Consider the following 14913-nt stretch of genomic DNA (forward strand, 5'->3'; position numbering starts at 1 on the left):
GCCATGGAGAGAACGATGCTGAGTCCGCATGAATTCGCCACGCTATTGCTTGTGAAGGACGCTCCCGATCAAACCTCGATGGATCGGGACGAAATCGACGCACTGCTCGAACAGCAGCTCGTCCGCCTGGAAGGGCTCGGATCGGGGCGCAAATACTGCGTGACCGAAACCGGCGACGCCGCGCTGCGATCCATCAAATACCGCTATTCGTAAAACCACACCGTTGCCGACCTGACCGCGCGGCCCGGAATCCGGGCCGCGCGGCCGTTCCTGCTTCCCCGCCTCGTCGCCCTCAGCTGCGTCAGCCGCCGCGCAGCGTCGGATCGACCGCCGCCCGCCAGCTGATGGCCTGCGCGCGCGCGCCGTTGAAATACGCGATCCAGCCGGCACGCGCCGCCGCGTCGGGCGCCGCGTAGTGCGTCGAAAGTTCGTTTACGAACGCACAATAGTTCGCTTCGGTCAGCCCGCGATACCGTTTCGCCACATACGCGTCGTACAGCGTCGAATAGACCGGCTGCGCGTCCGCGCCCCAGTCGCGCGCCGCGCCGCCGCACGACGTCTGCAGGTCGACGAACGACGGCGTGCGCCAGTTGCCGACGAGCGGCGGCATACCGGCACTGCACCCCGCCAGAAGGACGGCGCACACGCCGGCCCACATCCCAATACGCATGATTCACCTCGCGAAACGGTCGATTCCGCCAGTATCGTCCGGGATCGCACGGCGCGCTACTGGCCCCGCTTTATCGAACTTTACTTTTTCGATTTCGTTCGTTAAATTTCGAATTCGAACATTTTCTGTTCAACCATTTCCCTCAGACGATAAGGACAGCAGGTGACCCAACCGAATCGCTACGATCTGCTCGTCGTCGGCGGCGGCATCAACGGCGCGGGCATCGCGCGCGATGCGGCCGGCCGCGGCCTGTCGGTCCTGCTCTGCGAGCAGGACGATCTCGCGTCGCACACGTCGTCGTGCAGCACGAAGCTGATTCACGGCGGCCTGCGCTACCTCGAGTACAACGAGTTCGGGCTCGTGCGCAAGGCGCTGCAGGAGCGCGAGACGCTGCTGCGCGCGGCGCCGCACATCATGGGGCCGCTGCGTTTCGTGATGCCGCACATGCCGAACCTGCGTCCGGCCTGGCTGATCCGTCTCGGCCTGTTCCTCTACGATCACCTCGCGAAACGCGAACTGCTGCCCGGCTCGCGCGGCATCGACATGCGCCGCCATGCGGCCGGCGCGCCGCTGATCGATTCGATCAAGCGCGGTTTCGTCTATTCGGACGGCTGGGTCGACGACGCGCGCCTCGTCGTCCTGAACGCGCTGGACGCGAAGGAGCGCGGCGCCGAGATCCTGACGCGCACGAAGCTGGTATCCGCCGAACGTCGCGGCGACGAATGGGAAGCGCGGCTGCAGAACGCCGACGGTTCGATCCGCGTCGTGCATGCGCGCGCGATCGCGAACGCGGCCGGCCCGTGGGTCGGCGAACTGCTGCACGGCGCGCTCGGCCGCGGCGCGCATCACAGCGTGCGGCTCGTGAAGGGCAGCCACATCGTCACGCGCCGCCTGTTCGATCACGATCACGCGTACATCTTCCAGAACCCGGACAAGCGGATCATCTTCGCGATTCCGTACGAACACGATTTCACGCTGATCGGCACGACCGACGTCGAATACACGAGCGATCCCGCGAAGGTCGCGATCGATCGCGACGAGACGCAGTACCTGTGCGATTCGATCAACCGCTACTTCAAGCGCAAGATCTCGCCGGCCGACGTGCACTGGACCTACTCGGGCGTGCGCCCGCTGCTGGAAGACGAGAACGCCGCGAACGCATCGGCCGTCACGCGCGACTACCGCCTCGAAATGGACGAAGGCGCGGGTGCGCCGCTGCTGTCGGTGTTCGGCGGCAAGATCACGACGTTCCGCAAGCTCGCGGAAGAAGCCGGCGACATGCTGAGCCGCGCGCTCGGCCGCGACGCGAAGACCTGGACGGCCGGCGTCGCGCTGCCGGGCGGCGACATCGCGAACGCGAAGTTCGACGTGTTCGCCGCCGCGTTCGCGAAACGCCACCCGTGGCTGCCCGCCGCGCTCGCCCGCCGCTATGCGCGTGCATACGGCACGCGCGCGGAGCGCGTGATCGACGGCGCGAAGTCGCTCGCCGATCTCGGCACCGAAATCGCCCCGGGCATCCACGACGCCGAGCTGCGCTACCTGCGCGACACCGAATGGGCGACCTGCGCGCAGGACGTGCTGTGGCGCCGCTCGAAGCTCGGCCTGCACGTCGCGCCGGGCACGCTCGACGCGGTGACGGCCGCGGTCGACGCGTGGTTCGCCGCCGCGCACGCGCCGCAGGCCTGACCCGAATGCAGTAGCAGTTGCCGTACCGACGTTGACTCACCGACGCGCCGCCCCACATGCGGCGCGCATCACAACTAAGCCAAATCCACGGATGGAGATGAGAGACATGCAGGATCAGTACATCCTCGCGCTTGACCAGGGCACCACGAGTTCCCGCGCGATGCTGTTCGATCGCCAGGGCAATATCGTATCGATCGCCCAGAAGGAATTCGAGCAGATCTACCCGCAACCCGGCTGGGTCGAGCACGACCCGCAGGAAATCTGGTCGACGCAAGCCGGCGTCGCCGCCGAAGCCGTCACGCGCACGGGCCTGAACGGCACGTCGATCGCCGCGATCGGCATCACCAACCAGCGCGAAACCACGATCGTCTGGGATCGCGAGACCGGCCAGCCCGTCTACAACGCGATCGTCTGGCAGGATCGCCGCACGGCCGACTTCTGCGATTCGCTGAAAGCACAGGGCCTCGAGGCGAAGGTGCGCGCGAAGACCGGCCTGCCGATCGACTCGTACTTCTCCGGGACCAAGATCCGCTGGATCCTCGACAACGTGCCGGGCGCACGCGAGAAGGCCAGGCAGGGCAAGCTCGCGTTCGGTACCGTCGACAGCTGGCTCGTGTGGAACTTCACGAAGCATGAACTGCACGTGACCGACGTGACGAACGCGTCGCGCACGATGCTGTTCAACATCCACACGCGCGAGTGGGACAGCGAACTGCTCGAGCTGCTCGACATCCCGCGCAGCATGCTGCCGGACGTGAAGGCATCGTCGGAAATCTACGGTCACACGAAGACCACCGTGTTCGCGTCGAAGATCCCGCTCGCGGGCATCGCGGGCGACCAGCAGGCGGCGCTGTTCGGCCAGATGTGCACGCAGTCCGGCATGGTGAAGAACACCTACGGCACCGGCTGCTTCCTGATGATGAACACCGGCGACAAGCCGATCGAATCGAAGAACAACCTCGTCACGACGATCGCCTGGCAGATCGGCGACAACGTGCAGTACGCGCTGGAAGGCAGCATCTTCATCGCGGGCGCGGTGGTGCAGTGGCTGCGCGACGGCGTCGGCATCATCAAGTCGGCCGCCGAAATCGAGGCGCTCGCCGCGAGCGTGCCGCACACCGACGGCGTCTACCTGGTGCCCGCGTTCGCCGGCCTCGGCGCGCCGCACTGGAACGCACGGGCGCGCGGCTCGGTGTTCGGCGTCACGCGCGGCACGACCTCCGCGCACCTCGCACGGGCGGCGCTCGATTCGATCGCGTACCAGTCGCTCGACGTGCTGGCCGCGATGGAAGCCGATTCGGGCATCAGCATCGGCGAGCTGCGCGTCGACGGCGGCGCGAGCGCGAACGACCTGCTGATGCAGTTCCAGGCCGACCTGCTCGGCGTCGACGCGGTGCGTCCGCAGATCACCGAGACGACCGCGCTCGGCGCGGCCTACCTCGCGGGCCTCGCGATCGGCTACTGGAAGAACCTCGACGAAGTGCGCAGCCAGTGGCAGCTCGATCGCCGCTTCTCGCCGTCGATGCCGAAGGAGCAGGTCGAAAGCTGCATGGCCGGCTGGCAGCGCGCGGTACGCGCCGCGAAGGCGTGGGCCGACGATACCCAGTAATCGTCAGCCATCCGGACGAAATACAACAACACCGGCGGACCGCGCTCGCGCGCGAGTCCGCGATGACATACGAGAGACAACCATGTCACCTTATATTGCAGAGTTCATCGGCACAGCGATCCTCGTGCTGCTCGGCAACGGCGCGGTCGCAAACGTGCTGCTTGCAAAGACCAAGGGCAAAGGCGCGGACCTGATCGTGATCGTGATGGGCTGGGCGATGGCTGTATTCGTCGCCGTCTACGTGACCGCGTCGTTCAGCGGCGCGCACCTGAACCCGATCGTCACCATCAGTCTCGCGCTCGCGGGCAAGTTCGCGTGGTCGAAAGTCGGCGGCTACATCCTCGCGCAGATGCTCGGCGGGATGGCGGGCGCCCTGCTCGTGTGGCTCGCGTATCGCCAGCACTTCGCGAAGGAAGCCGATGCGGACCTGAAGCTCGCGGTGTTCTGCACGGCGCCCGCGATCCGCAGCGTCACGCACAACGTGCTGACCGAAGCGATCTGCACGTTCGTGCTGATCCTCGGCGTGCTGTACCTCGCGTCGCCGCAGGTCGGCCTCGGCGCGCTCGACGCGCTGCCCGTCGGCCTGCTCGTGCTCGGCATCGGCATTTCGCTCGGCGGCCCGACCGGCTATGCGATGAGCCCGGCGCGCGACCTGTCGCCGCGCATCATGCACGCGCTGCTGCCGATCCCCGGCAAGCGCGACAGCGACTGGCGCTATGCGTGGGTGCCCGTCGTCGGCCCGCTGCTGGGCGGCGCCGCGGCGGCCGGCCTGTACCTGCACCTGCACGCGATGGCCTGATCTCGGCCTGACCGAAGCGCGCGGCCGCCACCGCCGCGCGCTTCATGCTCCTTTCTTCGCGCCGCCTCCGCCACGTTCGCGCTGGCGGTCGCCCCCGGCCGACACCGGCGACTTCCGCCTCACGCCCGCATCCGCCGCGCCCCCCGGGTTCACGTCGATCCCGCGTTCGACCAGCATGCCCGCCACGCGCATTTCCTCGACGAACACCACCGCGCGGCCGAATCCGCGCACGGCATCGGGAAAACTTGCCGAAGCGTCGCGCGGCACGCGCGTGAAAGCACGTATGATGGCGAATTGATCTGCGTCGCCGACATTCCGCTTCTTCACCACCATGCTCGATCACCTCATCTGCGACTGCGACGGCGTGCTCGTCGACAGCGAAGTCATCGCCGACCGCGTGCTGCTCGAAACGCTGTCCTCCACGTTCCCGAACATCGATTTCGAAGCCGCCGCGAAGTCGGCGTTCGGCCAGCAGACGTCGCGCTTCCTGGCCGGGATCGAATCCCGCTTCGGGATCGAGATGCCCGCCAACTTCATCGAAACGATCGAGCACAACATCGAGAGCGCGCTGGCGCAATCGCTCGCGCCGATCACCGGCGTACGCGACGCGCTGCTGCAGGTGAGCCTGCCGGCGGCCGTCGTGTCGAACAGCCGGCTCGCGCGCGTGCGCAGTTCGCTGAAGCGCGCATCGCTCACCGAGATCTTCGGCGATCGCGTGTTCAGCTCAGAGCAGGTGGCGCGGCCGAAGCCCTACCCCGACGTCTACCTGCATGCGGCGCAAACGCTCGGCGTCGCGCCGGCGCGCTGCATCGTCGTCGAAGACAGCGTGTCCGGGCTGAATGCCGCGCGTGCGGCGGGCATGAAGACGATCGCGTTCGTCGGCGCGAGCCACATCCCCGACAACTACGCGGACGCGCTGCGCGCGATGGGCATCACGCGGATCATGCGCAGGATGGACGAGCTGCCGGCGTTCGTCGAAGCCGGCATGCGCGGCGAATTCGGGGACGTACAGTCCTGACGGTCGTTCAGGCCCGGTCAGGCTGACCGGGCCTGTCCGGCGTGCGCCGCTTCACGCACGCCGTGCCACGGGCGCATGAACGCGCCCGCTTTCCCCTTCCCTTCACTCAGGCCGGTTCGCAGCAGCGCTCGCGCGCGGCGGCCAGCGCCTCGCGGAACTCGACGAGTTCCGCGATCGTCAGCATCGGCAGCCCGTGCCGTTGCGCGAAACGCTCGACATCGTCGCCGCGCGTCATCGTGCCGTCGGGATTCATCAGCTCGCACAGCACGCCGGCCGGCTTCAGGCCCGCGAGGATCGACAGGTCGACCGTGCCTTCGGTGTGACCGCGGCGTGCCAGCACGCCGCCCGGCTGCGCACGCAACGGAAACACGTGGCCGGGGCGCACGATGTCGTGCGGCTTCGCCCCTTCGGCGATCGCCGCGCGGATCGTCGTCACGCGATCGGCCGCCGATACGCCCGTATGCACGCCTTCGCGTGCCTCGATCGAGACGGTGAACGCGGTGCCGTTGCGGCTCTCGTTGGTCTGCACCATCGGCGGCAGCTCGAGCGCGCGCACCGTGTCGTCGGTCAGGCACAGGCACACGATGCCGCTGCACTCGCGGATCAGCAGCGCCATCGTCTCGGGCGTGATGCGCTCGGCGGCAACGATCAGGTCGGCTTCGTTCTCGCGGTCGTGGTCGTCCTGCAGCACGACCGCACGGCCTGCGCGCATCGCATCGAGCGCGGCGGCGATGCGCGGCGGCACCGGTTCGGAATCCAGCAACGGGAGATCGGCAAAGGCGTCGGCAGGTGCCGACGAAACGGACATCAAGGACATGTGAAACGCTCCTCGCAAATACGGTTTGGGCGAAAAACGTTTCAGGGCATTGCAAACAGACAGAACGACAACCCGCTTCGCGCATGTGGCGAAGCGGCCCTGGCGGACATGACTATCTGCACATCTTCTCTCATCCGGACTGTGACCGTCGGCTCTGGCATTCGACCAGATCTGCTGACCCCGCGCGGATGCGCGGGCGCTCGCGGGCTCGCCGGCTTACGCCAGCCTACCGCCGGTGGGGAATTTCGCCCCGCCCTGAAGACGCACTGATTGCCGGACGGGACAACCCCGTCAGCGGCGGGCCAAGCATACAACAGCTGCGCGCGCGGCGCAGTGAACTCAAGCTAAAACCTTACCGACGACCCTGTCTAACGGCATCGTCCGAACGGCCGACGAACGACCCGCGATCCCGCGCGAACGACGGGAACGCGGCCCGCTCCGGGCGGCCTGCGCGATCAGCCGGCCGCGTGCGCGGCATGTGCCGCATCGGGCACGAGCCAGCGCGGCGGCACCTCGGGGCTCACCGTCACGCGAAACGCGCGCGCCTCGCTGTCGCCCGGGTTGCGCAGGCTGTACGGCTGGTCGGCGTCGAACACGATCGCATCGCCGGTCGCGAGCAACTGGCGGCGGTCGTGCACGCTGACTTCCAGCGTGCCCTCGCTGACGACGAGGTTGACCGTCGTGCCGGGCGCGCGGCGTGCGCCGGGCTCCGTGTGCAGCGGCGCGATCCGCAGCTCGTGGAATTCGGCCGCGGCCGGCTCGCCTTCCGGATAAAGCGCGCGCGCCGAGAAGCGGCCGTTCGAGCTGACGACGCGCGACGCGCGCTCGGCCGCCAGGTGCTCGAAGCCGTTCACCGCATGGCGGCGCAGGAACGCGGCGACCGAAACCTTCAGCGCCGCGGCGATCTTGCAGAGGACCTTGATCGACGGCACGCTGCGCGCCGACTCGATCTGCGCGAGCATCGCGCGCGACACGCCGGACAGCCGCGCGAGCGCATCGAGCGACAACTGCCGCTCGGCACGCAACCGCGCGAGGTTCACGCCGACGACCTGCTCGAGAACATCGAGCGACGCGGACGCCCGCGCATCGGCGGCGTCGCCGGACTCGAAGGAAGACACGTCGCGCACGAGCGCCAGGGATGAAGACATAGCATTGCCTCCGGGCCGCTGTGCGGCCCTGCGTATGGGGTAAGCCGGGATGGGGAATCGGGTTGCGCCAGCAACGGCGCGTATCGAAACGCTATCACCCGGCCTTGCACCGGCAAACGAAGTTATCTTCACACCGTTATCAGCATCGCGGAGGAATGCGTTTCTCGCGCCCCGTTTCCTGCCGCTATCGCGTCGCGCCGCGGGGCTCGCTCATTGCGCCGCCGGTGCCGCACCGCGTGCCGACCCGCGCGTGTCGAGCCGCATCGCGAACCATGTGACGACGAGCGCCGCGAACGTCACCGCGACGGCGACCCACGGCAGCGCATCGAGCGCGAGGCCGTGTTCCAGCGCAAGGCCGCCGAGCCACGCGCCGCCCGCATTGCCGACGTTGAACGCGCCGATGTTGAGCGTCGACGCGAGATGCGGCGCGCTCGCGGCCTTCTCGACCATGCGCGCCTGCAGCGGCGGCACCGTCGCGAACGCGGCGATCCCCCACACGAACACGGTGACGGCGGCCACGACCGGCAGGTGGCTCGTCTTCGCGAAGACGGCCATCACGGCCATCAGCGCGACGAGGATCGCGATCAGCGACGGCATCAGCGCGCGGTCGGCGAACTTGCCGCCGAGCGTGTTGCCGATCGTCAGCCCCGCGCCGAACAGCACGAGGATCAGCGCGACCGAGCGCGGCGAAAAACCCGACACGGTCTCGAGAATCGGCGCGATGTACGTGAACACGACGAACACGCCGCCGAAGCCGAGCACGGTCATCAACAGCGCGAGCCACACCTGCGGCTCCTTCAGCACGCGCACTTCGTGGCCGAGGCCGGCCGGCCCGCTGTCGTGACGGTTCGGCACGAGCGCGGCGACGCCGCCGAGCGCCAGCACGCCGAGCACGGCGACGATCCAGAACGACGCGCGCCAGCCGAGCAGTTGCCCGACGAACGTGCCGAACGGCACGCCGAGCACATTCGACAGCGTGAGCCCCGTGAACATCAGCGCGATCGCGCTCGCGCGCTTGTCGGCCGGCACGAGCGACGCGGCGACCACCGCGCCGATCCCGAAGAACGACCCGTGCGCGAACGACGTGACGACGCGCGCGACCATCAGCATCGCGTAGCCGGACGCGGTCGCGCACAGCACGTTGCCGACGATGAAGATCGCCATCAGCAGCTGCAGCGCGGCCTTGCGCGGCATGCGGCTCGTCAGCACCGCGAGCAGCGGCGCGCCGGCCGCGACACCGAGCGCGTAGCCGGTGACCAGCAGGCCGGCCGACGGCAGCGACACGGCCAGGTCGTGCGCCACTTCGGGCAGCAGGCCCATGATGATGAACTCGGTGGTACCGATGGCGAAGGCGCTGATCGCAAGCGCCAGTAACGGAATGGGCATGACGTTCTCCGAAAAGACGGCGGACGCGGCGTCCGGTCGGTGCCGCACCGCACAAAAGGCAGGATGTGCGCATTGTCCCGAAGACATCGATATTTGATAATTGGCGTGGCGTTTGAACCATTTTCAAATATTTCTGGAAAATCGCATGGACCGACTGGGCGATATCCGGCTGTTCGTCGAGGCGGCCGAACTGGGCAGCCTGTCCGCCGCCGGGCGCAAGCTGAACCTCACGCCGGCCGCCGCGAGCGCGCGCCTCGCGAAGCTCGAGGCGGCGGTCGCCACCCGGCTGTTCGACCGATCGACCCGGCAGTTGCGGCTCACCGACGAGGGCCGCCTGTACCTGAACGGCTGCCGGCAGGCGTTGCAGGCGCTCGACGACGCAAACGCGCTGCTCCAGGCCGGCCGCAACGTGGTCGCCGGCCGGGTGCGGCTGTCGGCGACGTCCGATTTCGGCCGCCGCCGGCTGCTCGACTGGCTCGACGAATTCAACGCGCTTCACCCGGACGTGACGTTCTCGCTGACGGCGTCCGACTCGACGGTGAACCTGTGGCAGGACGAGATCGACCTCGCGATCCGCTTCGCCGCGCCGCCCGACGGCGCGCTGATCGCCCGCCGGCTCGCCGCGGACCGGCGCGTGCCGTGCGCGGCGCCGTCGTTCGTCGAACGCCACGGCGTGCCGCGCGATCCGCACGATCTGGCCCGATTTCCATGCAACGTGATCACGGTCGCGTCCGGGCCGATGAACACGTGGCGCTTCACGCGCGGCGACGACACGCAGACCTGCACGGTGCCGCTCGCCACCGCGTTCGAGACCAACGACGGCGGCCTCGCCCGCGAATGGGCGCTGCGCGGCCGCGGCATCGTGCTGAACTCGATCTGGGATGTCGCCGACGACATCCGCGCCGGGCGGCTCAAGGTCCTGCTGCCCGACTGGCGGCACCAGAGCGCGCCGCTGCACGCGATCTATCCCGGCAAGCGCTACATGGCGCCGCGCGTGCGCGTGCTGCTCGACTTTCTCGCCGAACGCTTCGCGCGCGAGGAAGCCGCGCACGACGACCTGCTGAACGCGTGCCGCTGACGGCCGGCGCATCGCGGCTCGAGGGTCGGAACGCGCCGGCCGGCGTCGCGCGGCCGCAACCCGCCGCCCGTCCCGGGCAGCATGAAAAGCTATAATGGAAAGCTTTCCCGACGGCTTTTCACATGCTGGCTGCGCGCCATCCGCGTGCAGCGCGCGCGGCCGTCCCGATTCACTCTTGACGACGCCCCCAGGTCAACCACTGCGAACGGCGAATCCCCATGACCAAGAAAGTTTACGTAAAGACCTTCGGCTGCCAGATGAACGAGTACGACTCGGACAAGATGGTGGACGTGCTGAATGCGGCCGAAGGCCTCGAAAAGACCGACACGCCTGAAGACGCGGACATCATCCTGTTCAACACGTGCTCGGTGCGCGAGAAGGCGCAGGAGAAGGTGTTCTCCGATCTCGGCCGCGTGCGCGAGCTGAAGGAAGCGAAGCCCGGCCTGCTGATCGGCGTCGGCGGCTGCGTCGCGAGCCAGGAAGGCGCGTCGATCGTGTCGCGTGCGCCGTACGTCGACCTCGTGTTCGGCCCGCAAACCCTGCACCGCCTGCCGCAGATGATCGACGCGCGCCGCGAGAGCGGCCGCGCGCAGGTCGACATCACCTTCCCCGAGATCGAGAAGTTCGACCACCTGCCGCCGGCGCGCGTCGAGGGGCCGAGCGCGTTCGTGTCGATCATGGAAGGCTGCTCGAAGTACTGCAGCTACTGCGTGGTGCCGTACACGCGCGGCGATGAAGTGTCGCGTCCGCTCGACGACGTGCTGACCGAAGTGGCCGGCCTCGCCGACCAGGGCGTGCGCGAAGTCACGCTGCTCGGCCAGAACGTGAATGCCTATCGGGGCGCGCTGGCGGCCGGCTCGTCCGAGATCGCCGATTTCGCGACGCTGATCGAATACGTCGCCGACATCCCCGGCATCGAGCGGATCCGCTACACGACGTCGCACCCGAAGGAATTCACGCAGCGGCTGATCGACACCTACGCGAAGGTGCCGAAGCTCGTGAGCCACCTGCACCTGCCCGTGCAGCACGGCTCCGACCGCATCCTGATGGCGATGAAGCGCGGCTACACGGTGCTCGAATACAAGTCGGTGATCCGCAAGCTGCGCGCGATCCGCCCGGACCTGTCGCTGTCGACCGACATGATCGTCGGCTTCCCCGGCGAGACCGAGGAGGATTTCGACAAGATGATGGCGCTCGTGCACGAGATGAGCTACGACACCAGCTTCTCGTTCATCTACAGCCCGCGCCCCGGCACGCCGGCCGCGAACCTGCACGACGACACGCCGCGTGAGGTGAAGCTCAAACGCCTGCAACATCTGCAGGCGACCATCGAGGAAAACGTCGCGCGCATCAGCCAGTCGATGGTCGGGAAGGTCGAGCGGATCCTCGTCGAGGGCCCGTCGCGCAAGGACCCGAACGAGCTCGCGGGCCGCACCGAGAACAACCGGGTCGTGAATTTCCCGGCGCCGCTCGCGTCGCACCCGCGCCTGATCGGCCAGATGATCGACGTGAAGATCAACCACGCGTACCCGCATTCGCTGCGCGGCGAGCTCGTGCTCGTGAGCGACGACGCGAGCGCGGCCACGCACTGACGTTCCACTGGAGCCCGACGCCACTTTGAAGCCGACCCAAGCACTGGAATTCGTCGCGCCGCGCGACGACAACGCGCGCCTCGCCAACCTCTGCGGCCCGCTCGACGAGAACCTGCGGCAGATCGAACAGGCGCTCGACGTCACGCTCGCGCGGCGCGGCCACCGGATCGCGATCCGCGGGCGCGGCGCCAAGCTCGCGCTCGCCGCGCTCGAGAACTTCTACAACCGCGCGCGCGATGCGCTGTCGGTCGACGACATCCAGCTCGCGCTGGTCGAAGTGCGCCACACGGGCGGCAACGGCCGCCAGGACACGATCGACGTGCGCTTCCGCGGCGACCCCGACCATCCGTTCGACGACCCCGTCGTCCAGCTCGACGCCAGCGAGCCGGACGAGGAGCCCGCGCCGAAGCTCTACACGCGGCGTGCCGACCTGCGCGGCCGCACGCCGGCGCAGCGCGAATACCTGAAGCAGATCCTGTCGCACGACGTGACGTTCGGCATCGGGCCGGCCGGCACCGGCAAGACCTACCTCGCGGTCGCCTGCGCGGTCGACGCGCTCGAGCGCGACCAGGTCAAGCGGATCGTGCTGACGCGCCCGGCCGTCGAGGCCGGCGAGCGGCTCGGCTTCCTGCCGGGCGATCTCGCGCAGAAGGTCGACCCGTACCTGCGTCCGCTGTACGACGCGCTGTACGACCTGCTCGGTTTCGACAAGACGGCGAAGATGTTCGAACGCCAGATGATCGAGATCGCGCCGCTCGCGTACATGCGCGGCCGCACGCTGAACCACGCGTTCATCATCCTCGACGAGGCGCAGAACACGACGCCCGAGCAGATGAAGATGTTCCTCACGCGGATCGGCTTCGGCTCGAAGGCGGTCGTGACCGGCGACACGAGCCAGGTCGACCTGCCGCGCGGCCACAAGAGCGGCCTCGTCGAGGCGCAGCAGGTGCTCGGCGGCGTGCGCGGCATCGCGCTCACGCGCTTCACGAGCGCGGACGTCGTGCGCCATCCGCTCGTCGCGCGCATCGTCGAGGCGTACGACGAATTCCACGCGCAGCACCAGGACGGCTGACCGGCCGGCGGCACCTGCACGCCGCCCCGGCCTGACAGCCCGGCCCGGCCCGCCAGACGGCGCGCCGGGCTTTTTTTCGCCTGCGTGAATTCGGGTGCGATCGGCCGTTTGGTGTATCCTCAACGCGTCCTAATCGCCGCACGCGTCATGAAATCCTCCCGTTCCCGCAAGTCCGGGCGCGCCCAGTCCGCCGCGCCCGCCTCCCCCCGCCTTTCGCTGTTCGATGCGAAAGGCAAGGCCCGGACCGTCAACGCGCAAGGGCTGCGCATCGACTTCCCCGACGGCCGCAGCCTGATGTTCGACCTGTCGGGCAGCTCCGGGGAAGCCGCCGTCGCGATCGTCGCGCAGCACAACGATCCGGCCATGCGCGCGAAGATCGCGCTGCAGCCCGAGCACTACGACAGCGTGACGCTGCACGTGGGCGCCGAGCCCGCACCGCGCGAGGACGACACCGAAGACGCACTGCGCGAGCCGGAGCTCGACCTGTCCGTGCAGTACGGCGACGAGATCACGAGCGACGTGCGCAAGACGCTGCCCAAGCGCAAGCTGATCGCCGAATGGCTCGAACCGGCGCTGTTCGCCAGCGCGCAGTTCACGGTGCGCTTCGTCGGCGAAGAAGAAGGCCGCACGCTGAACGCCGGCTACCGCCACAAGGACTATCCGACCAACGTGTTGACCTTCGCGTACGACGCGGCGCCCGACGGCACCGTGATCGGCGACCTCGTGCTGTGCTGCCCGGTCGTCGAGAAGGAAGCGCACGACCAGGACAAGCCGCTCACCGCCCATTACGCGCACCTGCTGGTGCACGGCGCGCTGCACGCGCAGGGCTACGACCACGAGACGAGCGACGAGGACGCAGCCGAAATGGAAGCGCTCGAAGTCGACATCCTCGCGAAGCTGGGCTTCCCGAACCCGTACCAGTAAGCCGTCCGCACGATGCGCAACGCCGCGACGCTCTCGCCCGCCTACCCGCCGTCGATCGGCGACGGGCGCCTGCTGACGGAAGACGAACTCGCGGCGTCGCTCGCGCACACGATGCGCGACTGGGACGGCCGCCAGGATCTGTGGCTGTTCGGCTATGGCTCGCTGATCTGGAACCCGGGGCTGCCGACCGTCGCAGCCATACGCGGCAAGGTGCACGGCTATCATCGCGGGCTCTACCTGTGGTCGCGCGTGAACCGCGGCACACCCGAACGCCCCGGCCTCGTGCTCGCGCTCGATCGCGGCGGCTCGTGCTCGGGCATCGCGTTCCGGCTCGCCGGCCCGACCGCGCAACCGCACCTCGAAACGTTGTGGAAACGCGAGATGCCGATGGGTTCGTACCGGCCCGCGTGGCTGCCGTGCTCGCTCGAGAACGGCGAGCGCGTGAACGCACTCGCGTTCGTGATGCGCCGCGAAGCGCCGACCTATACGGGCAAGCTGTCCGACCCCGTCGTCAAGGAAGTGTTCAGTTGCGCGGCCGGCCGCTACGGCACGACGCTCGACTACGTCAGCCGCACGGTCGACGCGCTGCGCGCGAGCGGCATCCCCGATCGCGCGCTGGAAGGGCTGCTCGCGCGATGCCGGTGACGCGGCACGGCGCCCGGCTCGCCGCCACGCGCTGCCGCGCCGTGGGCACATTCTTGCGAGGGCAAGACCGATGAAATCGTCTCGCTGGTCGCGTTGCAGGGTTGCCGCGCTGATCGTCGCCGCGAGCGTCGCGCTGTCCGGCTGCGGAATACTCGGCTGCGGCGGCGCCGCGACCAACGGCGCGGCCGCCGGCGGCTGCTCGGCCGGCATGCGGTTCTGAACCGCGGCCGGGCGAAGCCCGCGTGCGGCAGAATGCCGCCGCTCACCGCCTCGGCCGAACGCTTTTCCGCGTCACGGCTCCGCTTCCCCTCCGCACCCGTTTTTTTCGCCGCTGCCCTGCCGCCCTTTTCTGGGATAGGATGGACGCGAGGACGATGCCGCGCCCGGCGCGGCCGTCCGAGAGGGGGCCCGTACGCGCTGCCCACCCTGGCCGTGCGGCCGGTGTGACACGGTCGCGTCGTGCCCTTGG

General features: G+C 68.6%; 16 protein-coding genes and 1 riboswitch. Of the genes, 11 read left to right on the top strand and 5 right to left on the bottom strand.

Annotation, left to right across the window (positions count from 1 at the left end; all coding sequences use genetic code 11):
- The first annotated feature begins 15 nt into the window (after positions 1-15).
- Complete coding sequence (locus APZ15_RS01275; protein ID WP_021160166.1) at positions 16-213, top strand: hypothetical protein; 198 nt, start codon at positions 16-18, stop codon at positions 211-213.
- An 88-nt stretch (positions 214-301) separates the two neighbouring features.
- Here the strand turns inward: APZ15_RS01275 and APZ15_RS01280 are convergent, their stop codons facing one another.
- Positions 302-670, bottom strand: a complete 369-nt coding sequence (locus tag APZ15_RS01280; protein ID WP_027789188.1) for a hypothetical protein — start codon at positions 668-670, stop codon at positions 302-304.
- 162 nt (positions 671-832) lie between these two features.
- Between APZ15_RS01280 and glpD the strand changes: the two genes are divergently transcribed.
- From glpD to APZ15_RS01295, 3 genes are all read left to right on the top strand, one after another.
- Entirely contained in the window at positions 833-2356 is a 1524-nt protein-coding gene (gene glpD, locus APZ15_RS01285) for a glycerol-3-phosphate dehydrogenase (protein ID WP_027789187.1), read from the top strand.
- A gap of 106 nt (positions 2357-2462) precedes the next feature.
- Complete coding sequence (gene glpK, locus APZ15_RS01290) at positions 2463-3965, top strand: glycerol kinase GlpK (RefSeq protein ID WP_027789186.1); 1503 nt, start codon at positions 2463-2465, stop codon at positions 3963-3965.
- 82 nt (positions 3966-4047) lie between these two features.
- Complete coding sequence (locus tag APZ15_RS01295; RefSeq protein ID WP_021160162.1) at positions 4048-4764, top strand: MIP/aquaporin family protein; 717 nt, start codon at positions 4048-4050, stop codon at positions 4762-4764.
- A 42-nt stretch (positions 4765-4806) separates the two neighbouring features.
- On the opposite strand, the gene APZ15_RS01300 is transcribed toward APZ15_RS01295, so the two are convergent.
- Positions 4807-5097 carry a hypothetical protein gene (locus APZ15_RS01300; RefSeq protein WP_027789185.1) on the bottom strand — a complete coding sequence of 97 codons (291 nt, stop codon included), beginning with the start codon at positions 5095-5097 and terminating at the stop codon, positions 4807-4809.
- Between APZ15_RS01300 and APZ15_RS01305 the strand changes: the two genes are divergently transcribed.
- On the top strand, positions 5096-5782 hold the full coding sequence (locus APZ15_RS01305) for an HAD family hydrolase (protein ID WP_027789184.1): 687 nt from the start codon (positions 5096-5098) through the stop codon (positions 5780-5782). The genes APZ15_RS01300 and APZ15_RS01305 overlap by 2 nt on opposite strands.
- A 106-nt stretch (positions 5783-5888) precedes the next feature.
- On the opposite strand, the gene ribB is transcribed toward APZ15_RS01305, so the two are convergent.
- The 3 genes from ribB to APZ15_RS01320 all read right to left on the bottom strand — a co-directional run bounded on the left by ribB (position 5889) and on the right by APZ15_RS01320 (position 9133).
- A complete protein-coding gene (gene ribB / locus APZ15_RS01310) occupies positions 5889-6599 on the bottom strand; it encodes a 3,4-dihydroxy-2-butanone-4-phosphate synthase (protein ID WP_027789183.1) in 711 nt (236 codons plus the stop codon).
- A 118-nt stretch (positions 6600-6717) separates the two neighbouring features.
- Positions 6718-6866: riboswitch (FMN riboswitch) on the bottom strand.
- Between the two features lie 188 nt (positions 6867-7054).
- On the bottom strand, positions 7055-7747 hold the full coding sequence (locus APZ15_RS01315; RefSeq protein ID WP_021160158.1) for a helix-turn-helix domain-containing protein: 693 nt from the start codon (positions 7745-7747) through the stop codon (positions 7055-7057).
- Between the two features lie 210 nt (positions 7748-7957).
- Complete coding sequence (locus tag APZ15_RS01320) at positions 7958-9133, bottom strand: MFS transporter (RefSeq protein ID WP_027789182.1); 1176 nt, start codon at positions 9131-9133, stop codon at positions 7958-7960.
- Between the two features lie 145 nt (positions 9134-9278).
- On the opposite strand from APZ15_RS01320, the gene APZ15_RS01325 reads away from it, so the two are divergent.
- The 6 genes from APZ15_RS01325 to APZ15_RS41655 all read left to right on the top strand — a co-directional run bounded on the left by APZ15_RS01325 (position 9279) and on the right by APZ15_RS41655 (position 14664).
- The gene (locus APZ15_RS01325) at positions 9279-10211 is read left to right on the top strand and encodes a LysR family transcriptional regulator (RefSeq protein ID WP_027789181.1); all 933 of its coding nucleotides are present in this window, start codon (positions 9279-9281) and stop codon (positions 10209-10211) included.
- Positions 10212-10429: 218 nt separating this feature from the next.
- Positions 10430-11803 (top strand): tRNA (N6-isopentenyl adenosine(37)-C2)-methylthiotransferase MiaB, encoded by a 1374-nt coding sequence (gene miaB, locus APZ15_RS01330; protein ID WP_027789180.1) that lies wholly within the window; start codon positions 10430-10432, stop codon positions 11801-11803.
- A 25-nt stretch (positions 11804-11828) separates the two neighbouring features.
- Positions 11829-12875: a PhoH family protein gene (locus APZ15_RS01335; RefSeq protein WP_027789179.1), complete on the top strand. Its 1047-nt coding sequence runs from the start codon at positions 11829-11831 to the stop codon at positions 12873-12875.
- A gap of 147 nt (positions 12876-13022) precedes the next feature.
- Positions 13023-13799, top strand: a complete 777-nt coding sequence (gene ybeY / locus APZ15_RS01340) for an rRNA maturation RNase YbeY (RefSeq protein ID WP_027789178.1) — start codon at positions 13023-13025, stop codon at positions 13797-13799.
- Between the two features lie 12 nt (positions 13800-13811).
- On the top strand, positions 13812-14444 hold the full coding sequence (locus APZ15_RS01345) for a gamma-glutamylcyclotransferase (RefSeq protein ID WP_027789177.1): 633 nt from the start codon (positions 13812-13814) through the stop codon (positions 14442-14444).
- A 70-nt stretch (positions 14445-14514) separates the two neighbouring features.
- Positions 14515-14664 carry a hypothetical protein gene (locus APZ15_RS41655; RefSeq protein ID WP_167562603.1) on the top strand — a complete coding sequence of 50 codons (150 nt, stop codon included), beginning with the start codon at positions 14515-14517 and terminating at the stop codon, positions 14662-14664.
- The last annotated feature ends 249 nt before the right edge of the window (positions 14665-14913 follow it).

It is taken from the genome of Burkholderia cepacia ATCC 25416 (genome assembly GCF_001411495.1).
Lineage (GTDB): Bacteria > Pseudomonadota > Gammaproteobacteria > Burkholderiales > Burkholderiaceae > Burkholderia > Burkholderia cepacia.